This window comes from Winslowiella toletana, from assembly GCF_032164335.1.
Classification (GTDB): Bacteria; Pseudomonadota; Gammaproteobacteria; order Enterobacterales; family Enterobacteriaceae; genus Erwinia; species Erwinia toletana_A.
On sequence record NZ_CP134152.1, the window covers coordinates 933,418 to 956,546 of the forward strand.

A 23,129-nucleotide genomic window follows, 5' to 3' on the forward strand; every position below is an offset into this window, starting at 1 on the left:
CCATGTGTTTTGGCAATAAGCAGAGCACATCGAGGCAGGCTCCAGACAATTCAACGTATTAGACACAGATAAGGAATACCCCCCATGTCAGAACGTTTACACAATGACGTGGATCCGATTGAAACTCGCGACTGGCTACAGGCGATCGAATCGGTCATCCGTGAAGAAGGTGTTGAGCGCGCACAGTATCTGATTGATCAGGTAATGAGCGAAGCACGTAAAGGCGGCGTTAAAGTGGCGGCAGGCACCGGTGCCAGCCAGTACATCAACTCCATTGCCGTTGAAGACGAGCCGGAATACCCGGGCAACACCTCTCTGGAGCGTCGTATCCGTTCCGCGATCCGCTGGAACGCTATTATGATGGTTCTGCGTGCATCGAAGAAAGATCTGGAGCTGGGCGGTCATATGTCCTCTTTCCAGTCTTCCGCCACCATTTATGAAGTGTGCTATAACCACTTCTTCCGTGCGCGTAACGATAAAGACGGCGGCGATCTGGTCTATTTCCAGGGTCATATCTCTCCAGGCGTATACGCACGTGCTTTCCTTGAAGGCCGCCTGACTGAAGATCAGCTGAACAACTTCCGTCAGGAAGTGCACGGTAAAGGTCTCTCCTCTTACCCGCATCCAAAACTGATGCCTGACTTCTGGCAGTTCCCGACCGTCTCAATGGGCCTTGGCCCGCTGGGTGCGATCTACCAGGCGAAATTCCTCAAGTATCTTGAGCACCGTGGTCTGAAAGAGACCTCAGCCCAGACCGTTTACGCTTTCCTTGGTGATGGCGAAATGGATGAGCCAGAATCCAAAGGTGCGATCACTATCGCTACCCGTGAGAAGCTGGACAACCTGTGCTTTATCATCAACTGTAACCTGCAGCGTCTGGACGGCCCGGTCACCGGTAACGGTAAGATCATCAACGAACTGGAAGGCATCTTTGCCGGCGCCGGTTGGGAAGTGATCAAAGTGATCTGGGGCGGACGTTGGGATGAGCTGCTGCGTAACGACACCAGCGGTAAGCTGATTCAGCTGATGAACGAAACCGTTGACGGTGACTATCAGACCTTTAAATCTCGTGACGGCGCCTACGTGCGTGAGCACTTCTTTGGTAAATATCCGGAAACCGCAGCACTGGTTAAAGATATGACCGACGATGAGATTTGGGCGCTGAACCGTGGCGGCCACGATCCACAAAAAATCTATGCGGCACTGAAAAAAGCGCAGGACACCAAAGGCAAGCCGGTAGTGATTCTGGCACATACCATCAAAGGTTATGGTATGGGTGACACCGCAGAAGGTAAGAACATTGCTCACCAGGTGAAGAAAATGAACATGGATGGCGTACGCTATATCCGTGATCGTTTCAACGTGCCGGTTGACGATGCCAATATCGAAAAACTGCCTTATGTGACCTTCGAAGAGGGTTCTGAAGAGCATAAATATCTGCACGGTCAGCGTGAGAAGCTGGGTGGCTACCTGCCAACCCGTCAGGCGCAGTTTAGCGAGAAGCTGGAAATGCCAGCGCTGGAAGATTTCAAATCGCTGCTGGAAGAGCAGAACAAAGAGATCTCTACCACTATCGCCTTTGTGCGTGCCCTGAACGTGATGCTGAAAAACAAGTCGATCAAAGATCGCCTGGTGCCAATCATCGCCGATGAAGCGCGTACTTTCGGTATGGAAGGTCTGTTCCGCCAGATCGGTATCTACAGCCCGAATGGCCAGCAGTACACTCCGCAGGACCGTGAGCAAGTTGCTTACTACAAAGAAGACGAAAAAGGTCAGATCCTGCAGGAAGGTATCAACGAACTGGGCGCAGGCGCATCCTGGCTGGCGGCGGCAACGTCTTACAGCACCAATAACCTGCCAATGATTCCGTTTTACATCTACTACTCTATGTTCGGTTTCCAGCGTATCGGCGACCTGTGCTGGGCAGCAGGTGACCAGCAGGCTCGTGGCTTCCTGGTTGGCGGAACCTCTGGTCGTACTACGCTGAACGGTGAAGGTCTGCAGCATGAAGATGGTCACAGCCACATTCAGTCGCTGACCATACCTAACTGTATCTCTTACGATCCGGCTTACGCTTACGAAGTCGCGGTCATCATGCATGACGGTCTGGTACGTATGTACGGCGATGCGCAAGAGAACGTTTACTACTACATCACCACGCTGAACGAAAACTACCACATGCCTGCGATGCCGCAGGGTGCGGAAGAGGGTATCCGTAAGGGTATCTATAAGCTGGAAACGGTAGAAGGTAGCAAAGGTAAGGTTCAGCTGCTGGGTTCAGGCTCTATCCTGCGTCACGTTCGTGAAGCCGCACAGATCCTGGCGAAAGATTACGGCGTCGGTTCTGACGTTTACAGCGTAACGTCGTTCACTGAACTGGCACGTGATGGCCAGGATTGTGAGCGCTGGAACATGCTGCACCCAACCGAAGAAGCCCGCGTGCCTTACATTGCTCAGGTAATGAACGATGCACCAGCGGTCGCTTCCACCGACTATATGAAACTGTTTGCTGAACAGGTTCGCAGTTACGTACCGGTCAGCGATTATCGCGTACTGGGTACTGATGGCTTTGGCCGTTCTGACAGCCGCGAAAACCTGCGTCATCACTTCGAAGTGGACGCAACTTACGTGGTTGTTGCAGCACTGGGCGAATTGGCCAAACGCGGTGAAATCGATAAGAAAGTGGTAGCGGAAGCCATCACTAAATTCAATATCGATGCCGACAAAGTCAACCCGCGTCTGGCATAAGAGGTAGAGATTAATGGCAATCGAAATCAACGTACCGGATATCGGTGCAGACGAAGTTGAAGTTACCGAGATTCTGGTGAAAGTTGGCGACAAAGTTGAAGTTGAACAGTCGCTGATCACCGTTGAAGGTGACAAGGCCTCGATGGAAGTCCCTTCGCCAGAAGCTGGCGTAGTGAAAGAGATCAAAGTGGCCACCGGTGACAAAGTTGAAACCGGTAAACTGATCATGATTTTCGAATCCGCCGACGGTGCAGCTGATGCTGCACCTGCTCAGGCAGAAGAGAAAAAAGAAGCGGAAAAACCAGCTGCCGCCGCAGCTTCCAGCGAAAGCAAAGAAGTTGCCGTGCCGGATATCGGTTCTGACGAAGTTGAAGTCACCGAAATTCTGGTCAAAGTGGGCGACAGCGTTGAAGCTGAACAGTCACTGATCACCGTCGAAGGCGATAAAGCCTCGATGGAAGTTCCTGCGCCATTCGCGGGTACGGTAAAAGAGATCAAGATCGGCACTGGCGATAAAGTCAGTACCGGCTCACTGATCATGGTATTTGAGACTGCCGGTTCTGGCGCAGCGGCACCTGCTGCTGAGAGCAAAACCGAAGCGACTCCGGCAGCGGCTCCAGCGGCTGCCAGCGGTGCGAAAGACGTTAACGTGCCGGATATCGGCGGTGACGAAGTTGAAGTGACCGAAGTGATGGTGAAAGTTGGCGACAAAGTTGCCGCTGAACAGTCACTGATCACCGTTGAAGGCGATAAGGCCTCAATGGAAGTGCCGGCGCCATTCGCGGGTACGGTTAAAGAGATCAAGATCAATACCGGTGACAAAGTCAGCACTGGCTCGCTGATTATGGTGTTTGAAGTGGAAGGCGCTGCGCCTGCTGCTGCACCTGCTGCGAAGAAAGAGGAAGCGGCTGCCGCTCCTGCTAAGCAAGAAGCCGCTAAGCCAGCAGCGAAAGCTGAAGGCAAGAGCGACTTCGCGGAAAACGATGCTTACGTGCATGCCACGCCGGTTATCCGTCGTCTGGCACGCGAGTTCGGTGTTAACCTGGCGAAAGTCAAAGGCACTGGCCGTAAAAATCGCATTCTGAAAGAAGACGTGCAGGCTTACGTGAAAGATGCCGTGAAACGCGCCGAGTCTGCACCTGCTGCAGCCACCGGTGGTGGTATCCCGGGCATGCTGCCGTGGCCGAAAGTTGATTTCAGCAAGTTCGGTGAAATCGAAGAAGTCGAACTGGGCCGCATCCAGAAAATTTCTGGTGCTAACCTGAGCCGTAACTGGGTGATGATCCCGCACGTTACGCAGCACGACGAAGCCGATATTACCGAAGTGGAAAACTTCCGTAAGCAGCAGAACGACGAAGCGGCGAAGAAGAAACAGGATCTGAAGATCACCCCACTGGTGTTCCTGATGAAAGCGGCTGCCAAAGCGCTGGAAGAGTTCCCACGTTTCAACAGCTCGCTGTCTGAAGACGGTCAGAAACTGACGCTGAAGAAATACATCAATATCGGTGTGGCGGTTGATACGCCAAACGGTCTGGTGGTTCCGGTGTTCCGTGACGTCAACAAGAAAGGCATTGTTGAGCTGTCGCGTGAGCTGGCGGTGATTTCGAAGAAAGCGCGTGACGGTAAGCTGACGGCATCAGATATGCAGGGCGGTTGCTTCACCATCTCCAGCCTTGGCGGCATTGGCGGTACTGCGTTTACCCCAATCGTCAACGCGCCGGAAGTGGCGATCCTCGGCGTGTCTAAATCGTCGATGAAACCGGTATGGAACGGCAAAGAGTTTGTGCCGCGCCTGATGCTGCCGCTGTCACTCTCCTTCGACCATCGTGTTATCGATGGCGCAGCAGGTGCGCGTTTCGCTGCATATATCGGCACTATCATGGCAGATATCCGCCGTCTGGTGATGTAACAGTAATCAAGGCCGGCAATTGCCGGCCTTGTTGTAAGCATTCATGTTGCCGTGTGTTTGCAGTCTGTTAACAATTCTGTAAACTCTTGCGGTGAAAACGTCCGAGTGGATTAAGACGTTTAGCAAATAAGAGGTCATGATGAGTACAGAAATTAAAACTCAGGTCGTGGTACTTGGGGCTGGCCCTGCAGGCTATTCTGCAGCTTTCCGTGCTGCAGATTTAGGTCTGGAGACCGTCATTGTAGAGCGTTACAGCACCCTTGGTGGTGTTTGTCTGAATGTTGGCTGTATCCCGTCTAAAGCGCTGCTACACGTCGCGAAAGTGATTGAAGAAGCCAAAGCGCTGGAAGAACACGGTATCGTATTTGGTAAACCTACCACCGATATCGACAAAATTCGTACCTGGAAAGAAAAAGTCATCAATCAGCTGACCGGTGGTCTGGCTGGTATGGCGAAAGGCCGCAAAGTGAAAGTGGTCAACGGTCTGGGTAAATTCACCGGTGCTAACACGCTGGTGGTTGAAGGTGAAAATGGTGCCACCACCATTAACTTCGACAATGCGATTATCGCTGCCGGTTCTCGTCCGATTGAACTGCCATTTATTCCACATGAAGACCCACGCGTCTGGGATTCCACCGATGCACTGGAGCTGAAAGAAGTTCCTGAGCGTCTGCTGGTGATGGGCGGCGGTATTATCGGTCTGGAAATGGGCACCGTTTACCACGCGCTGGGTTCACAGATCGACGTGGTAGAAATGTTTGATCAGGTTATCCCTGCTGCCGATAAAGACGTGGTGAAAGTGTTCACCAAGCGTATCAGCAAGCAGTTTAACCTGATGCTGGAAACCAAAGTCACCGCAGTAGAAGCCAAAGAAGACGGCATCTACGTAACGATGGAAGGCAAAAAAGCCCCGGCAGAACCACAGCGTTATGATGCAGTGCTGGTGGCTATCGGTCGTGTACCTAACGGTAAACTGCTGGATGCTGGCCAGGCGGGCGTGGAAGTGGACGACCGTGGCTTTATCCGTGTCGACAAACAGCTGCGTACCAATGTGCCGCACATCTTCGCTATCGGCGATATCGTCGGTCAGCCAATGCTGGCGCATAAAGGCGTGCATGAAGGCCACGTGGCAGCAGAAGTGATCTCCGGTAAGAAACATTACTTCGATCCGAAAGTGATTCCATCAATTGCCTACACTGAGCCAGAAGTTGCCTGGGTGGGTCTGACCGAGAAAGAAGCGAAAGAGAAAGGCATTAGCTATGAAGTTTCCACTTTCCCGTGGGCAGCTTCTGGCCGTGCAATCGCTTCGGATTGTGCAGACGGTATGACCAAACTGATTTTCGACAAAGAGAGCCATCGCGTTATCGGTGGTGCGATTGTCGGGACTAACGGCGGCGAGCTGCTGGGTGAAATCGGTCTGGCGATTGAGATGGGTTGTGATGCAGAAGATATCGCGCTGACCATTCATGCGCACCCGACGCTGCATGAATCTGTTGGTCTGGCTGCTGAGATTTTCGAAGGTAGCATCACCGACCTGCCAAACCCGAAAGCGAAAAAGAAATAATTTTCGTTGGCTGGTTTGATAAAACGGCTCCTCAGGGAGCCGTTTTTTTATTCTGGCTTCAAATCTTGTAGCAAGAACTTTACGTCCCATGAGCGTTTAGTTTCTACTCTGTCAGGCGGAATAATTGTGTAAATAGTGACGTTGTACTTCACATTTGGTACAAAGTGGTAGTCGACGGGAATGCATTCACCGGGTACCACTACCTTAATTGGAAAAGGATGCTCGCGATGGCTCCATATCTCGCGCATATAGCCATCCTCAAACCTTTTATTGATAACTATACTTAGTATTCGTGACTGGTTTTTAGCGGTTACCGACTCTTTTTTTACCTTAAAGCAGGGTTGTCCGTCTGCTTTTAGCGAGACCGTTGCCGTTCTGAATGGCAGTGGATGTATAAAGCAACCATTTAACATAAAAAAGCTTAAAGCAACGGTGACTTTCTTCATTTCCACAAGGTTCTCCTGTCGGCAGGATCGTTTAGAAAATATATCAATACGCTTTGATATTTGTTAAGCAGGTCTGGCCCTATTAGTCCGCTAAAATACTTACCATCATTCCATTTGTTAAAGCCTAAATTTATAAGAATATAGTAGTCGGCAATTATCGATGCTTGCTGCTCCATAGGAAAGTCAGCAAGGGTATAATAAGGGGGTAAAGAATATTTGTATTCAACCGCCCAGCTTATCAGACCGCGAATTTTTACATTTACATCCATATGGTGCTGCCAGACATGAGCCATCTCATGGATAAATAACCATTGCTCTCTTGATTTACTCTCTGAGTAGTCATCTTGATAAAGTGATGTAGGATAGTACATCTCGCCATTTGGCGTAACTGCAGTATCTTTATTTTGCAAACCAAATGGAAAATAACTCCCGTGATGTACCCTCACACGATTGTATTCAATGGCAGTTTTAAATATCGACTTAGCCATTTCTAACTCACCCCGAGTCAGATGTCTGGAAGATCCTTCTTCGATAATCATCTTCTTTATCTCCATGAAGTGATTTAATATCGAAAAGATAGCATGGGGACGATTTATTAAAGAGTCTTAAACGAAGAATTTGTGAGGAGTATTTGAAAATAATAGAATAATAATTATTAAAGATATAATTTTAATGTGATGTAATTATACGGGAGAGTTCACTCTCCCGTAGTAATATTAAATGCTAATTAAAACCACTGGCCGAACTTACGCATATACAGCTGTTTCATGCCCTGGCTCAGCAGACAGTATCCCAGCAGAGTTGCCAGTAACCATGGGAAATAGCTTAACGGTAAAGCTTGCAGGCCAAACCATGAGTTAATCGGTGAGAATGGCAGACCTATGCCGATAATCACCACCAGCAGAGTGGTCAGCATAATGGGCCATGTGGCACGGGTCTGGATAAACGGAATCTTCTGGGTGCGCAACATATGCACCACCAACGTCTGCGACAGTAATCCTTCAATAAACCAGCCGGACTGGAACAGCGCCTGATGATCAACATTGTTGGCACCAAAGATGTACCACATCAGTGCGAAGGTGGAGATATCAAACACTGATGAGGTTGGCCCCATCCACAGCATGAAACGACCAATGTTTTTGGCGTCCCATTTGCGTGGTTTACGAACGAACTCCTTATCCATTTTATCCCATGGCAGTGCCAGTTGGGAGATATCGTAAATCAGGTTTTGCAGCAGCAGCTGAATCGCCAGCATCGGTAAAAAAGGAATAAATGCGCTGGCCACCAGAATCGAGAACACGTTACCGAAATTGGAACTGGCGGTAATATTGAGATACTTGATGATATTGCCAAAGGTCTGGCGACCCACCAGTACCCCTTGTTCCAGCACCATCAGGCTTTTTTCCAGCAGAATAATATCTGCGGACTCTTTAGCGATATCCGTGGCGCTGTCGACGGAAATACCGACATCCGCTGCCCGTAACGCTGCCGCATCATTAATGCCGTCGCCGAGAAAACCAACGGTATGACCGTTTTTCTGCAGCAACGTCACGACGCGCTCTTTTTGTGACGGCGTCAGTTTGGCAAAGATAGTGTGCAGTTCTATCCGCGGCTTCAGTTGCTCATCATCTAACTGTTCAATCTCATCGCCCAGCATTGGCACACCCGCATCAACGCCAAGATCGCGGCAGATTTTGGCGGTGATCAGCGGGTTATCGCCAGTAAGAATTTTAACCTGTACGCCATTGTGTTGCAGGGCCTGAATCGCCGCGGCGGCACTCTCTTTCGCCGGGTCGAGGAAGGTCAGCATGCCGCACAGGGTTAAATCACGCTCATCATCAATCTTCAGGCGCTGATACCAGTTGTTATGCTCCATGGTGCGGGTCGCCACCAGCAACACACGATAACCTTGCTGATTGAGCTCGGCTGCGCGTTGAGTGATCTCCTCACGCCACGCTGGCGTCATTTCCTCAACCTTGCCGTTAAGACTAAGGTGAGTGGTGATTGCCAGCATCTCTTCCAGCGCACCTTTGCAGATCAGCTGATGCTGACCCTGCTCATTACTGACGGTGACGGAGAGGCGACGACGGGTAAAATCAAACGGCAGTTCATCGACTTTGCGATAGTTGCGCGGCAGATCCTGACGATTACGCGCAAATTCCAGCACCGCGCGGTCCATCAGATTTTTTAGTCCGCTCTGGTGGTAACTGTTCAGCCAGGCCAGATCAAGTACCTGTCGGCTGGGACGTCCCTGTACATCCAGGTGCTGCTCCAGGGCAATATGATCCTGGGTCAGAGTGCCGGTTTTATCAGTGCACAGTACATCCATTGCGCCAAAGTTCTGGATCGCATTCAGGCGTTTAACCACCACTTTACGGCGTGCCATCGCCATCGCACCTTTCGCGAGATTGGTGCTGACGATCATCGGCAGCATTTCCGGGGTTAAGCCTACTGCCACCGCTACCGCAAACAGTGCCGCATCCAGCCAGTCGCCTTTGGTCATGCCGTTAATCACAAATACGATCGGCACCATAATGAACATAAAGCGGATCAGCAGCCAGCTGACGCTGTTCACTCCACGGTCAAAGGACGTGGGTGCGCGTTTACCGACAATGTTTTTTGCCAGCGAGCCAAACCAGCTCTGATTTCCGGTCGCTACCACCACCGCAGTGGCGTGGCCACTGACGACATTGGTGCCCATCAGGCAGACATTTGGCAAGCCGGGCAGGGCACCTTCACCAATTTCATGCGCAGTTTGTGGTTGATCGTTAAGACAAAATTTCTCCACAGGCAAGGCTTCGCCGGTCAGCGCCGCCTGGCTGACCAGCAGATCCTGCGATTCAATCAGTTTGATATCGGCTGGAATAATATCGCCTGCTGATATTGAAATAATGTCGCCCGGTACCAGCTGTTGCTGATTGACGTACATCCACTGCGGAGTGGAATTATCAGCGTGACGACGGCGAGTGGTCACTTGCGTGCGAACCAGTGATTTCAGCGCATCCGCCGCTTTATTAGTGCGAAACTCCTGCCAGAAACGCAGCAGGCCGCTCAGCCCAATCATTACTGACATAATGATCACGCCAGTCAGATCGGTTTCTTCACCCTGCTGAGCAGGTAACCAGTAGTCGGTGAAGAAACTGATGCTGGCGAGACCCATCAGCACAAAAATAAACGGATTTTTAAACGCCATCAGTAACTGAATTAGCGCGTGTGGGGCTTTCTCCTGCGCCACCTGGTTTAGACCAAATTGCTCAAGACGGACTTCGGCCTGCTGGCTGGTTAATCCCTGTTGACTGGTGTTAAGAGTGGCAAAGGTGCTGTCAATGCTGACCTGCGCCTCGTTGGCAATTGGCCAGCTTTTAGTTTGATACTTTTTCTGGCTGCGCGCTTGTTGCGCCATATCGATCATCTGAGTCATTTCTGCTTATTCCAAATAATACGCACGGCAATCTCTCTCAAGGTGAGATAGTCGTGAAAAAAATATGGCGTTGCAGGTGGGGAAAGAGCTAGCTCACTACTCCCACGCAACGCGTATTACGCTGCGTACTGGGGTGTTCGTCCATGGTAACTCCTTAATTATCACCGGGTGATAATAAGCTTAAAAACCTGAATAACAGGATCGATAACAGGCTGCTGTGCAGCAAAGGCGCAGCAGAAAACCGGCAGGGCTTCAGCCCGGAGGGAAAAGGGTATGGAAAAAAATCAGCATGATAAATACTCGTCTGTTTACAGGTTATCAAAGCAGACGAGCCGGAGGGATCGCTGCTTGCCAGGGTGGCAAGCAACAGGCTTGCCTTAATTAGATCGGTAACTGTCCAAAAAAGGTTTCTCCACAATAATTCGCGGGACGAACTATACTTCCGCCCCCGCAGGCTGTAAACCACGCTTTCTCAACCAAAGCTCAACGTCCAGCTTTTAATCTGTTAAGCGTCTGAAGGTTATCAGTTTGTTGAACTATGCATTTATCTCATTAGAGAATTATCTGCCGGATCCGGCCTTGTTGTCATCAACCCGGTGGGTGAGAGAGTGTTTCGACTCAACTTCGTGATTGATGCGGTACAGTTCAGAGATATTCAGATTGGGATGCAGTTCTCTGATGCGTACAGACCAGTCTTCAATATTTTCATCCTTACGCTGTGCATAATCACCGGGCGTGGCCGAACTGAATATTTGCTGAAATGCCTGAGCGTCACGGGACTGATATCTTTCGGGCCGGAAATATTGCCATGAGGTGGCGAGTCCCTCTGCCGCTGGCGGCGCCAGAGTCGCAGGACTTTGCGTCACTGTTAACAGGTTATGAGTTATTGTACGGATAGCAGGGGGCGCAGTCTGGCTGAGGCTGGATTGGGAAGTGGTGACAATTGCCGGTGCGATTTTCATTGATCAGATCCTTTATCTGAATTTTCACGCGATCATTCTTCAGTCAACAGCGCTTCTCTGCTTCTGTTTTTAGACCATTTTACGATTAGCCAGTTTTTTAGCTGCGTTTTAGATAACCGGTGGTTATAGATATTCCCTAACGATGCGACAACCGTTGTGCAAACCAGCGGATCGCGTGTTTGAAGCGCGGCTATCCAACTCAATCTGGCCGCTTCTGGACGGTGATATGCGCATTTATTCGGTGGGTGTTAAATCGCGCCAGATAATGTTGCTTTTTTGTAAACAGATTAACAAGCAAACGAAATCCTGATATGCTGCCCCACGCGAAACCGGGCACTTTTACCACTTACCCTACACAATGAGGGTTAATCACCCGACGTGAAAACAGGTGTCCGGAAAGCCAAATACAATGAGAGCGAGGAGAACGTCGTGCTAGAAGAATACCGTAAGCACGTTGCCGAGCGTGCTGCCGAAGGGATTGTTCCTAAACCGTTAGATGCTTCCCAAATGGCCGCGCTGGTTGAACTGCTAAAAACCCCTCCTGCGGGTGAAGAAGAATTCCTGTCCGATCTGTTAATTAATCGAGTTCCGCCAGGTGTTGATGAAGCGGCCTATGTAAAAGCCGGATTCCTGGCTGCTGTCGCCAAAGGCGAAGCGACCTCTCCTCTGGTTACTCCTGAAAAAGCCGTTGAACTGTTGGGCACTATGCAGGGTGGTTACAATATCCATCCGCTGATTGATGCGCTTGATGATGACAAACTGGCACCGATTGCCGCGAAAGCCCTGTCGCACACGCTGCTGATGTTCGACAGCTTCCATGATGTTGATGAGAAAGCCAAAGCGGGCAACCCGCATGCGCAACAGGTGCTGCAATCCTGGGCCGATGCTGAATGGTATCTGTCACGTCCTGAGCTGGCAGAAAAAATTACCGTAACGGTATTTAAAGTCACCGGCGAAACCAACACCGATGACCTTTCTCCGGCACCTGATGCCTGGTCACGTCCGGATATCCCACTGCATGCGCTGGCGATGCTGAAAAACCCACGTGAAGGCATCGAACCCGACGATGCGGGTAACGTCGGTCCGATTAAGCAGATTGAAGCGCTGGATAAGAAAGGCTATCCGCTGGCCTACGTCGGCGATGTCGTCGGTACCGGTTCTTCACGTAAATCCGCCACCAACTCGGTGCTGTGGTTTATGGGCGATGACATCCCCTACGTGCCGAACAAAAAAGGCGGCGGCGTGGTGCTCGGCGGTAAAATCGCGCCAATTTTCTTCAATACGATGGAAGATGCCGGTGCACTGCCGATCGAAGTAGACGTCGATAACCTGAATACCGGCGATGTGATTGATATCTATCCTTATAAGGGCGAAGTGCGTAACCATGATACCGATGAGGTACTGGCGAACTTCGAACTGAAAACCGACGTGCTGCTCGACGAAGTGCGTGCCGGTGGCCGTATTCCACTGATTATCGGCCGTGGACTGACCAGCCGCGCGCGTGAAGCGCTGGGTCTGCCACACAGCGATGTGTTCCGCGTGGCGAAGGACGTTGCCGAGAGCAGCCGTGGCTTCTCTCTGGCGCAGAAGATGGTGGGTCGCGCTTGCGGTACTGAAGGCGTGCGTCCAGGCCAGTACTGCGAACCTAAAATGACCTCAGTTGGTTCGCAGGATACCACTGGCCCGATGACGCGCGATGAGCTGAAAGATCTGGCGTGCCTCGGTTTCTCGGCTGACCTGGTGATGCAGTCCTTCTGCCATACCGCAGCCTATCCAAAGCCGGTTGATGTCAGCACTCACCATACGCTGCCTGACTTTATTATGAATCGTGGTGGCGTCTCACTGCGTCCGGGCGACGGTATTATCCACAGCTGGCTGAACCGTATGCTGCTGCCGGATACGGTCGGTACCGGTGGTGATTCCCATACCCGTTTCCCGATTGGCATCTCTTTCCCGGCAGGTTCTGGTCTGGTGGCGTTTGCTGCAGCCACTGGCGTGATGCCGCTGGATATGCCGGAATCAGTGCTGGTGCGCTTTAAAGGCAAAATGCAGCCGGGTATTACCCTGCGCGATCTGGTTCACGCCATTCCGCTGTATGCCATCAAAGCTGGCCTGCTGACCGTTGAGAAGAAAGGTAAGAAAAATATCTTCTCTGGCCGTATCCTGGAAATTGAAGGCTTGCCAGACCTGAAAGTTGAGCAGGCATTTGAATTGTCGGATGCATCGGCAGAGCGTTCTGCTGCCGGCTGTACCATTAAGCTCGGCAAAGATCCGATCATCGAATATCTCAATTCCAACATCGTGCTGCTGAAGTGGATGATTGCTGAAGGCTATGGCGACCGCCGTACGCTGGAGCGCCGTATCCAGGGCATGCAGAAGTGGCTGGACGATCCGCAGCTGCTGGAAGGTGATGCCGATGCGGAATACGCAGCGGTGATCGATATCGATCTGGCTGATATCAAAGAGCCAATCCTGTGTGCGCCAAACGATCCTGATGATGCGCGTCTGCTGTCTGACGTGCAGGGTGAGAAGATCGACGAAGTGTTTATCGGTTCCTGCATGACCAACATTGGTCACTTCCGTGCTGCCGGTAAACTGCTCGATGCGCATAAAGGCCAGTTGCCAACGCGTCTGTGGGTGGCACCGCCAACCAAAATGGATGCGGCTCAGCTGACTGAAGAGGGCTATTACAGTGTGTTCGGTAAGAGCGGAGCGCGTATTGAGATCCCTGGCTGCTCACTCTGTATGGGTAATCAGGCGCGCGTAGCCGATGGGGCGACGGTAGTATCTACCTCAACCCGTAACTTCCCGAACCGTTTAGGCAATGGCGCTAACGTGTTCCTTGCGTCAGCAGAACTGGCAGCTGTGGCTTCACTGCTGGGCAAATTACCCACGCCAGACGAGTATCAGCAGTTTATGGAGCAGGTAGATAAGACCGCGGTGGATACCTACCGTTATCTGAACTTTGACCAGCTGGGCCAGTATACTGATAAAGCGGACAGCGTGATTTTCCAGACTGCTGTCTAAATTCAGTTCAGTTACCGACTGAAAAGGAGCCTGTTAAGGCTCCTTTTTTATTGTCGTCATTATCTGGTCAGTGTTAAACGCTGCTTTTCCTTTCTGAGACTGCGATAATGCGAGTTAACCCCCATTAATTACCCGCTAAGCGCGGAAAATGCACAACAGCAGTGCATGAAAAGGCCGTCTGGCTGTCAGAGGAACGCAGTATGGAATACGAATTTTTGCATGATGTCACCGGGGTGGTGAAGGTTCGCATGTCGATGGGGCATGAGGTAGTGGGCCACTGGTTTAATGAAGAAGTAAAAGAGAACCTGGCGCTACTGGATGAAGTTGAAGCCGCAGTGTTGGCAATTAAAGGCAGCGAGCGTCAGTGGCAACGTGTCGGGCATGAATACACACTGTGGATGGATGACGAAGAGATCATTATCCGTGCCAATCAGCTGAACTTTGAAGATGAAGGGATGGAAGAGGGCATGAATTACTACGATGAAGAGAGCCTGTCGTTTTGCGGCGTGGAAGATTTTCTGGCGGTGATTGCGGCCTATCGTCTGTTTTTACAGGGTAAGTAGCGGCGGCGTTATTTCGCCGCCGGTGTCGGAATGGCATCCTGTATGTCATCGCGACGGGAGCCGTAAACGGCTCCTCCTTACAGTGAAGCTCCGCCACAAATCACCAGTTCCTGTCCGGTAATCGCCCCCGCCAGCGGAGACAGCAGATAACTCACCAGCTCCGCAACTTCCTGTGGCTGAATAAAACGTCCGATCGGCGGCAGCCTGGGCGGCGAGCTTTCGCGTCCCGGCTGGTTCAGCATGGGGGTTGCGGTGGCGCCCGGCGCGACAATATTGACCGTCACGCCTTTAGCTGCCAGCTCAGCGGCCCAGCTTCTGACCATCCCCTTCATTGCTGATTTAGTGGTGACATACTGACTGCGTCCGGCGGCACCGGTTGAGGTGCGGCTGCCAAGCAGAATAATGCGGCCACCGGGCGGAAGCTGTGGTGCCAGCCGGTTAGCCAGTATCTCAGCCACCCGGATATGCAGTTGCCACAGCTGTTCACTGACGGTTTCATCAAGCTCGCCCAGCGCGGCTGCTTTCATCATACCTGCGGCATGGATGATGGCATCAACCGGCTTCAGCGGGTCCAGCGCCTGCTTTAATGCGGCGCTGTCAAACAGGTCGACCGACAGTGAATGAAAAGCAGAGTTATCGTGCGTAATCAGCGTGCGGCTCAGGCCCGTTACCGTCCAGCCATCCTGTAATAATCGTTCGGTGATAGCTGCGCCAATTCCTGAACTGGCACCGGTCACCAGCGCATGGCGACTCATATCGTGGCCTCGGGATTAAGCAGCGCCAGTGGAATTTTAAAGACTGCTTTTCTGACCGTGGCGGGTTCATCGACTGCGCACAGCGCCTGATGCGCTTCACCAGGATAAAAAGTGACAAAATCACCGGCCCGCAGATGAATCGATTGCGTCAGCTGTGGATTTTCAAGGATAAACAGGTCGGGCTTACGCTCCTCTGCTGGCTGCTGTCGGGCATCAGCGCAGGAGAAATGAATTATCTCTTCGCCAGCGAGCATCACCTGAATATCAAGATATTGCCGATGAAACTCAGTATGGCGCGTTGCCCGTGGTGCGGTTTGCGCCGGGCCAATATGACAAAACCAGCTCTCATTGGGCGGCTGAATGCGTCCGTCATCATGAGCTTGCAGTGCGGCGAGACTGTATTCCGGGCGCGAAAGCAGTGACCAGAGCGAGTGGGGTAAGGTCGCCAGCGTCAGAGTGGTTAAATTACCTATGATCATACATTACCTCCTGTCAGCGCCCTGCCCGAGATCGGGCAGGGCTGGCTCGGTTAACCGGTTATCCACTGTTCGTTAATGCGAACGTATTTGATCGCCTGGCGATAATAGGTGTAGGCAATATGCAGCTCGCCATTAATCCCTTGTTTGATGGTCGGATAGGAGAATTCGCGATTCAGCTTCTGCTGTGAGTTATTGGTCATGCAGTAGCCGTCACCCTCATCAAGGTTGCGTTGATACGGCCAGCTTTTACCGCCATCGGTGGAAACCGCCACCGTCATTGGCGCACGTGGCGCACCCCAGAAAGCGCTACGCCCGGTGTGCACTGGCGGTTCAACTGCCACGGCAACATCATCTTCATCCTCAATTTCGTCATATAGCGAGGTACGACGTTCGGTCGCACCGGCGGCACTCATAGGGTTAAACACCAGCGCCAGATGACCATTTTTCAGCGTAGTTACCTGAATCGAGGAGTTATTATTCGGCAGCTCAGTAGCTTGCGGCTCAGACCAGCTCTGGCCACCGTCAGTGGAGCGGCTCTGATAAATGGCGTCAGCCCAGCGGCTGCGATACAGCGCCAGCAGTGTGCCGTCGTTCAGCAGGGTAATGTTCATGTGCACGCAGCCGGTACTGGCGGGTACGGCCACATCGCGCCAGCTTTTACCTTTATCGCTGGAAATTTTTACCGCGCTGTCGTCATTATTTCCCGTCCACTTTTCGCCCGGCTGGGTACGGCAATAAAATACCGGCAGCAGCCAGTCGCCATTGTTCAGCACCACTACCGGCTGGCGGATAAAAGTGCCGGGCTGATCGAGCAGTGTGGCAATCGGTCCCCAGCTGCGGCCAAAATCCGTTGACTGACGATAGCGGACAATCGCAGTGTCCTGATTGCCCGATTTCTGGGCGGTATACATCAGCCACAGCTGGTTGTCAGGATCGAGGAACAGCAGCGGATTTTGCTCGGATCGGGTGGGATCCTCGGATAATTTCACCGCTGGCGACCAGCGGTCGCTGCCTTTTTCCAGCCGGGAACAGTAAATAGAGATATCGGCGATCCCTTCCTGCGTGCCGGCGAACCAGCAGCAGAGCACATCGCCATCCGGCAACGGCAGCAGATTGGCGGCATGATTCTGCGGGCAGTCGGAAGGCAGCATCGCAGTCAGTTGCTGCGCATCCTCTCCGGCCTGGCCGAGTACGCCGCTGCGTTCAAGGGTGACGGTTTGCTGAGTCATATCAGGCTCCACTATTCTGAATTTGCTGTTTAGTTTTCTTGTTCCCTTCACGCGAAGGAATCAAACGATCGATTAGCATAATGATGGCTGGCGTAACCAGTGCGATATACATGTTGTTGATACCAAAAGGATCGCCCAGCAGATACCATACCGAGGTCATAACACAGGCACCAATCAGACCGGCGTTGGCACCGCGTGCGCTTTTGAAGAACGGCAGATAGAAGGCAATTACCGCAACCACCGAAATCGACAGGCGGATGGCACGGGTAAAGAAGGATAACTTCAGGACTTCCGGCACCAGCAGCACGAAGATCAGCGGCGCAAAGCCAATTGCCAGAGACAGCCAGCGGGTCATTTTAAACTCGCGTTCTGGCGTCGGGTTGCGGTAGGGCACATAGAAATCTTTTACGATCAGTGAGGCGATCGCCAGTGCTACGGTACTGACGCTGACAAAAATCGATGCCACCAGTGAGGTAGTGACAATGCCCGCCAGCCATGGACTCATATCCTGCAGGAACACCGGTAACGCATACAGACTATCAATATCCGGGTGCAGATACTTGGCAGCCACGCCGATAATGGCGATAGCAATGGCAATTGGCAGACAAAACAGGAAGGCAATCCAGGTGGCGCGTTTCGCCGATGCCGCATCTTTGGTGGATGAGATGGCCTGAATCACAAACTGGGTGCAGAAAATCGATCCGATGGTACCGATCAGCCAGGCAACGATGGTGCTGGCACCAATATTACCGTCCCAGGTCCAGTAGAAATCAGGCATTTCCTGCACCATTGGCGTAATGCCGCCGGTCATATGCAATGCCACGCCGAGAATCACCAGTATGCCGAAGTATTTAATCGCACTGTGCAGCAATGTCACCCATGCCATGCCTTTCATGCCGCCGAAGGCGAAATAGAAAGTACTGACGATGGCGGTAATAAACGCCGCCACCGGCAGATTCACTTTTAATACCGTAGAAATCGCCGCCGCACCGCTAACGTAGTTACCGACGTTTACCAGCAGCAGGGCATAAATCATAATCAGTGAGATAATATTTTTGGTTGAGGTGCCGTACTTTTCGGCAATCGCACCGGAAATCGTAATTTTTCCGGTGTTATAAATTCGTTTAACCAGCAGCAGGCCAAAAATCGGGAAACCAATCGCGGCACCAATAACTGACCATGAGGCGGCAAAGCCATTTTCAAATGCCGCCTGGGCAGTACCAATGGTCGATTTAGCACCGATATATTCCGACATCAGCATTACGCCGACAATAAAGGCCGGCATTGCGCGCGACCCTTCCATAAAATCGCCCGAACTTTTACTTCTTAAGCGATAAGTTAACCAGGTGGTCAGCAGGATATACGCAACGACAATACCAATAATTATCAGCGTATCTTCAGCGGTAAATTCTTTCATTTCAGCCTCTCAATGGACGTAATGAACCCTGGGGTGTTGGCAAGCAGCACCCGCTTCTCGTAATCGGAAAATGACTTGTTATGATTTTTATTGCAGATATTGATTCACAATCTGACGAATACGTTGTTCGTCTTCTGCACTGAACTGCACCGCGTAACGGCTTTCACCAACGTTATGTCCCATCAGCGTCAGGGCTTTTTTCACCGCCGCCGGTGAGAAGGCGACGCTGTAGAGATCGGTACGCAAGCCGGTGACGTTTTCCTGCGCCTGACGTGAACCCTCAATATCACCGGCGTTAAACCGTGCCCAGATGGCGTTTATCTGCTGCGGCGCAACGTTGGCCAGCCCGGAAATACAGGCTGAACAGCCGTCGATAAAGCCCTGGTGGATCAGCGAGTCTGGGCCATTCAGCACGTTAAAGTTATCGATTCCCTCTGCCGCCTGCAGAAAACCCTGCAGGCTTTCATAGCTGCCCGCGCTGTCTTTAATACCGATAATATTCGGGTGCGCGGCCAGCGTGCGGACGCTGTCTGGATGCAGCGTATTGCCGGTACGCGCCGGGATGTTGTAGAGGAACAGCGGCACTTCCAGCGCATCGGCGACCGCCTGATAATGCGCGATCAGTTCTGGCTGCTTTAACGGGACAAAATAAGGCGTGATAACCGACACGGCATCAACACCCAGTTTTGCTACCTGCTTCCCGAGGCGAATGGTTTCCCGGGTAGAAATTTCACCGATATGGGTAACAACTGCGGCGCGGCCCGCAACTTCATCGACGCAGGTCTCGGTGACCGCCAGCTTCTCCTGCTTGTTCAGCACAAAGAATTCGCCGTTGGTGCCGCCGCAAAAGATACCGTTACCGGCCTGCAACTGACGCTGAATCTGCAGGCGCATCGCGCTGGCGTTGTATGCACCGTCATTGTCGAAGGCGGTGACGATGGCGGTGAGTACGCCGTCAATTTTTCTGCTCATGAGATCCTCGTAGTATCAGTGATTCAGGGTCGGAAACAGTGTCAGATAGATGTTCCGCACATCATCAGCGCTGACCGCTGTCGGCACATTTTTCATCAGTCGCTGGACATCAAGTGCGGCTTCCACCAGATATGGCAGGTGATCGGCATTAATGCCCAGTTCATCCAGGCTGGCAGGCAGCTTCAGGCGTTTAACCAGCGCAACGAAGTAATCAACCAGCGCGTGGGATTTTTCTTCTTCACTCAGCGCCGGGTCTGCGTCGGGTAACAGGTCATAGGCCTGAGCAAATTTACTCACCGCTGCCGGGCGAACAAAGCGCATGCAGGGTGCCAGCAGAATGGCGTTGGCGACGCCGTGCGGAATGTGATATTTGCCGCCAAGTGGATAAGACATGGCGTGCACCAGATGCGTACCGGCGTGAGCAATCGCCGCGCCACCGTAGTAAGAAGCCCACAGCATATCGAGACGCGCGCGCAGATTTTCTGGTTGCGCGACGGTGGCTTCAAGGCTGGTAAACAGCTTTTTCATGCCGATTAACGCGTAGTTATCGCTAACCGGATTGGAGACGGTGGCAGTGAAGCACTCAATCAGATGGCAAAGTGCATCGATACCGGTGGAGGAAGCAATATGGGCCGGCATGCTGGTGGTCAGCTCCGGCAGCAGTGCAACGAAATCCGGCAGCATCACTGGAGAAATAATGCCGACTTTGGTCTCTTTCTCCGGGATGGCCAGAATGGCATTCGGGGTGGCTTCTGAACCGGTGCCTGCGGTGGTAGGAATCAGCAGTGTTGGCGTGCGCGTTTGCGGCTTTTCGCCTGCCAGCAGCTCCTGCAGCGTGGGTGCGTTTTCGATACACAGCACTGACAACAGTTTGGCGACATCCAGCACGCTTCCGCCGCCAATGCCGACCACCATATCAATACTGACAGCATCCAGCGGCGCAACAATCGCGGCGACATCATGCTGGCTTGGCTCGGGTGGCACGCTGTCAATGATGATCAGCTGCGCCACCTGTGCTTTAACACGGGTAATGATCGACTGTACCGCCGGAATCGCCACGATATTTTTGTCCGTCACCAGCAGTACGTTCTGCTTATCCTCCAGCAGGTAGCTGATGTCATTAAGTGCCTGGTAGCCGCTGATAACGGTGCTGTTGATATTCATTATTTATGCCTTTGCTCCTGACGACCGCAGTTTTCGATCGCTGATGATTTTAATTCGTCATTTCTGTCCGACATGCATCACATATGCTGGTTATTTTATAAGACATATTGATTTCAATTAATTTGATCTTGCTCACATATAATCAATCATGATTGAATATAATCATTATCGGGTTGTGTGGCATGATGGTAACAATCAATATCAATCCTGATGGAGAGCAGATGACGCAGTGGAATACACCGGTTTGGGTGATTGCTGATGATTTTACCGGTGCCAATGACGCTGGTGCCGGGCTGGCCCGGGCGGGTGCGCGGGTCAACGTGCTGTTCGACAGTGACAGCGCGATTGATCGCGAGCGGGCAGATGTGTGGGTGATTAACACTGACAGCCGCGCACTGGGTGCGCAGCAGGCGGCCGATCGCACCCGCAAAGCCGCAGAGATCGCCGCCAGATCCTCGCAGCACGGCTGGATTTTTAAAAAAATTGATTCCACCTTACGCGGTAATCCCGGTGCGGAGATTGAAGCGGCGTTGCTGGCCAGCGGTAAGCCGTTGGCGCTGGTAGTGGCAGCGGTGCCCAGGCTGGCGCGCACCACGCGTGATGGCCTGTGTCGGGTTGATGGACGCCTGCTGACGGAAACCGAATTTGCCAGCGATCCGAAAACGCCGGTCAGCGATGCCAGCATTCTCGCCCGACTTCAGGCGCAAAGCAGCCTGACGGGTGCCGTGCTGACGCTGGATAAGGTCAGGTCGGAGCAATTGCTCAGCTGTCTGCAACAGCAGATCGAACGGGGTACGCGCTTACTGGTGGTGGATGCCGAATCTGATAACGATATTAAGCGGGTGATGCAGGCAGCGGCGCAGCTGGCAGAAAAACCGTTACTGGCGGGTGCCGCCGGATTAAGCGATGCGCTGGCGGCGATGCTGAGCCGTCGTCCGGCTGCGCCGCTGCTGGCAGTGATTGGTTCGATGAGTGAGATATCCCGTCAGCAAATCGCCCGCCTTGAGGCGCAGCATCCGCTGGCACTGATCGATATTGACGTCCAGCAGCTGTTCCAGCAACCGGCCTGGCCTGACAGCTGCAGCTGGCTTAAGCAGGCGGTCAGCGCGCTGCAACTGGGCAGACATTGCGTAATGCGTACCGGCCAGCAGCCCGAACAGCGCCACAGCATTGCCGGGCTCTGCCAGCAACACCAGCTGTCGCGGGCACAGCTGGGTGAAAAAATTTGTCAGCAGCTGGCGGAACTGACGGCCGGGATTTTGCAGCAGGTGCAGCCGGCAGGACTTTATCTTTCTGGCGGCGATGTGGCGCTGGCGATTGCCCGACGCTTAGGTGCCAGTGGATTCCAGATTAACGGGCAGGTGGCAGGCTGTGTACCTTATGGCCACCTGCTTAATGCGTATCAAGACATGCTGGTGATGACCAAGGCCGGTGGCTTTGGCGATGAAAACACGCTGGTAGAAATTATTCGTTTTATTGAGGAGAAGTCGAGTGAGTAAAATTATCGCGGTGACCATGGGCGATCCGGCAGGTATCGGACCGGAAATTATTATTAAATCACTGGCTGAAGGCGAGCTGTCTGGGGCATCCGCGGTGGTAGTGGGTTGCGCCAGCACCCTGCGTCGGGTGCTGAGTTTAAATATCACGCCGCAGGTGGAGCTGCGGGTAATCGATAAGGTCACTGATGCTCATTTTGCTGCGGGTATTATCAATATTATTGATGAACCGCTGGCCGATCCTGAGTCACTACAGCCGGGAGTCGTGCAGTCTGCCGCCGGTGATTTAGCGTATCGCTGCATTAAGCGCGCGACCGAACTGGCGATGGCCGGTGAAGTTCAGGCGATTGCCACCGCACCGCTAAATAAAGAAGCGCTGCATTCCGCCGGGCATCTCTACCCTGGCCATACGGAATTGCTGGCGAAGCTGACTGACAGCAAAGATTACGCGATGGTGCTGTATACCGACCGTCTGAAAGTCATTCACGTCACGACCCATATCGCGCTGCGTAAATTCCTTGATACGCTGGGCCGCGAACGCGTGGAAACGGTAATTGGTATGGCCGATACCTTTATGAAGCGTGTCGGTTACCAGAACCCACGGATTGCGGTGGCGGGAGTCAATCCACATGCGGGCGAAAACGGTCTGTTTGGTGATGAAGAGATTACCATTGTCGGGCCATCAGTTGAGGCGATGAAGGCGCAAGGAATAAATGTTTATGGCCCGTGCCCGCCGGATACCGTCTATCTGCAGTGTTATGAAGGAATGTATGACATGGTGGTGGCGATGTACCACGATCAGGGGCATATTCCGTTAAAATTGCTGGGCTTCTACGATGGGGTAAATATTACTGCCGGGCTGCCATTTATTCGCACCTCGGCTGACCATGGCACGGCGTTTGATATTGCCTGGACAGGTAAAGCGAAGTCTGAGAGCATGGCGATTTCCATCCAACTTGCGATGCAGCTAGCATAGG

The 23,129-nt window shown here is 52.5% G+C and carries 17 protein-coding genes; 7 read left to right on the plus strand and 10 right to left on the minus strand.

The annotated features are described in order from the left end of the window. Positions 1-84 precede the first annotated feature (84 nt). The 3 genes from aceE to lpdA all read left to right on the plus strand — a co-directional run bounded on the left by aceE (position 85) and on the right by lpdA (position 6,221). Positions 85-2,748 (plus strand): pyruvate dehydrogenase (acetyl-transferring), homodimeric type, encoded by a 2,664-nt coding sequence (aceE, locus tag RIN69_RS04260; protein WP_313855797.1) that lies wholly within the window; start codon positions 85-87, stop codon positions 2,746-2,748. Positions 2,749-2,761: 13 nt separating this feature from the next. Further along, complete coding sequence (gene aceF, locus RIN69_RS04265) at positions 2,762-4,657, plus strand: pyruvate dehydrogenase complex dihydrolipoyllysine-residue acetyltransferase (RefSeq protein WP_313855798.1); 1,896 nt, start codon at positions 2,762-2,764, stop codon at positions 4,655-4,657. A 139-nt stretch (positions 4,658-4,796) separates the two neighbouring features. Further along, positions 4,797-6,221: a dihydrolipoyl dehydrogenase gene (gene lpdA / locus RIN69_RS04270; RefSeq protein ID WP_313857593.1), complete on the plus strand. Its 1,425-nt coding sequence runs from the start codon at positions 4,797-4,799 to the stop codon at positions 6,219-6,221. 47 nt (positions 6,222-6,268) lie between these two features. On the opposite strand, the gene RIN69_RS04275 is transcribed toward lpdA, so the two are convergent. From RIN69_RS04275 to RIN69_RS04290, 4 genes are all read right to left on the minus strand, one after another. After that, the gene (locus RIN69_RS04275; RefSeq protein WP_313855801.1) at positions 6,269-6,667 is read right to left on the minus strand and encodes a putative T6SS immunity periplasmic lipoprotein; all 399 of its coding nucleotides are present in this window, start codon (positions 6,665-6,667) and stop codon (positions 6,269-6,271) included. Next, complete coding sequence (locus tag RIN69_RS04280; RefSeq protein ID WP_313855802.1) at positions 6,664-7,206, minus strand: hypothetical protein; 543 nt, start codon at positions 7,204-7,206, stop codon at positions 6,664-6,666. Before RIN69_RS04280 ends, RIN69_RS04275 begins: the two co-directional genes overlap by 4 nt. A 188-nt stretch (positions 7,207-7,394) precedes the next feature. Then, positions 7,395-10,079, minus strand: a complete 2,685-nt coding sequence (gene mgtA, locus RIN69_RS04285) for a magnesium-translocating P-type ATPase (RefSeq protein ID WP_313857594.1) — start codon at positions 10,077-10,079, stop codon at positions 7,395-7,397. Positions 10,080-10,648: 569 nt separating this feature from the next. After that, a complete protein-coding gene (locus RIN69_RS04290) occupies positions 10,649-11,050 on the minus strand; it encodes a hypothetical protein (RefSeq protein WP_313855803.1) in 402 nt (133 codons plus the stop codon). Between the two features lie 429 nt (positions 11,051-11,479). Between RIN69_RS04290 and acnB the strand changes: the two genes are divergently transcribed. Both acnB and yacL read left to right on the plus strand, forming a co-directional pair. Continuing rightward, positions 11,480-14,077, plus strand: coding sequence for a bifunctional aconitate hydratase 2/2-methylisocitrate dehydratase (gene acnB, locus RIN69_RS04295; RefSeq protein ID WP_313855804.1), 2,598 nt, complete (start codon positions 11,480-11,482; stop codon positions 14,075-14,077). A 200-nt stretch (positions 14,078-14,277) separates the two neighbouring features. After that, entirely contained in the window at positions 14,278-14,640 is a 363-nt protein-coding gene (yacL, locus tag RIN69_RS04300) for a protein YacL (RefSeq protein WP_313855805.1), read from the plus strand. Between the two features lie 77 nt (positions 14,641-14,717). Here yacL and RIN69_RS04305 read toward each other — a convergent pair whose 3' ends face one another. The 6 genes from RIN69_RS04305 to RIN69_RS04330 all read right to left on the minus strand — a co-directional run bounded on the left by RIN69_RS04305 (position 14,718) and on the right by RIN69_RS04330 (position 20,656). Then, positions 14,718-15,395, minus strand: a complete 678-nt coding sequence (locus RIN69_RS04305; RefSeq protein WP_313855806.1) for an SDR family NAD(P)-dependent oxidoreductase — start codon at positions 15,393-15,395, stop codon at positions 14,718-14,720. Then, positions 15,392-15,874, minus strand: coding sequence for a YhcH/YjgK/YiaL family protein (locus tag RIN69_RS04310; protein ID WP_313855807.1), 483 nt, complete (start codon positions 15,872-15,874; stop codon positions 15,392-15,394). The genes RIN69_RS04305 and RIN69_RS04310 overlap by 4 nt, the downstream gene beginning before the upstream one ends. Positions 15,875-15,924: 50 nt before the next feature. Further along, entirely contained in the window at positions 15,925-17,103 is a 1,179-nt protein-coding gene (locus tag RIN69_RS04315) for a sialidase family protein (RefSeq protein ID WP_313855808.1), read from the minus strand. A 1-nt stretch (position 17,104) separates the two neighbouring features. Beyond that, positions 17,105-18,520: a sodium:solute symporter family protein gene (locus tag RIN69_RS04320; protein ID WP_313855809.1), complete on the minus strand. Its 1,416-nt coding sequence runs from the start codon at positions 18,518-18,520 to the stop codon at positions 17,105-17,107. An 87-nt stretch (positions 18,521-18,607) separates the two neighbouring features. Then, a complete protein-coding gene (locus RIN69_RS04325) occupies positions 18,608-19,492 on the minus strand; it encodes a dihydrodipicolinate synthase family protein (RefSeq protein WP_313855810.1) in 885 nt (294 codons plus the stop codon). A gap of 15 nt (positions 19,493-19,507) precedes the next feature. Further along, a complete protein-coding gene (locus RIN69_RS04330) occupies positions 19,508-20,656 on the minus strand; it encodes an iron-containing alcohol dehydrogenase (RefSeq protein ID WP_313855811.1) in 1,149 nt (382 codons plus the stop codon). A gap of 182 nt (positions 20,657-20,838) precedes the next feature. On the opposite strand from RIN69_RS04330, the gene dtnK reads away from it, so the two are divergent. Further along, complete coding sequence (dtnK, locus tag RIN69_RS04335) at positions 20,839-22,155, plus strand: D-threonate kinase (protein ID WP_390902497.1); 1,317 nt, start codon at positions 20,839-20,841, stop codon at positions 22,153-22,155. Beyond that, positions 22,148-23,128 carry a D-threonate 4-phosphate dehydrogenase gene (locus RIN69_RS04340; protein WP_313855812.1) on the plus strand — a complete coding sequence of 327 codons (981 nt, stop codon included), beginning with the start codon at positions 22,148-22,150 and terminating at the stop codon, positions 23,126-23,128. The genes dtnK and RIN69_RS04340 overlap by 8 nt, the downstream gene beginning before the upstream one ends. Position 23,129: the final 1 nt, after the last annotated feature.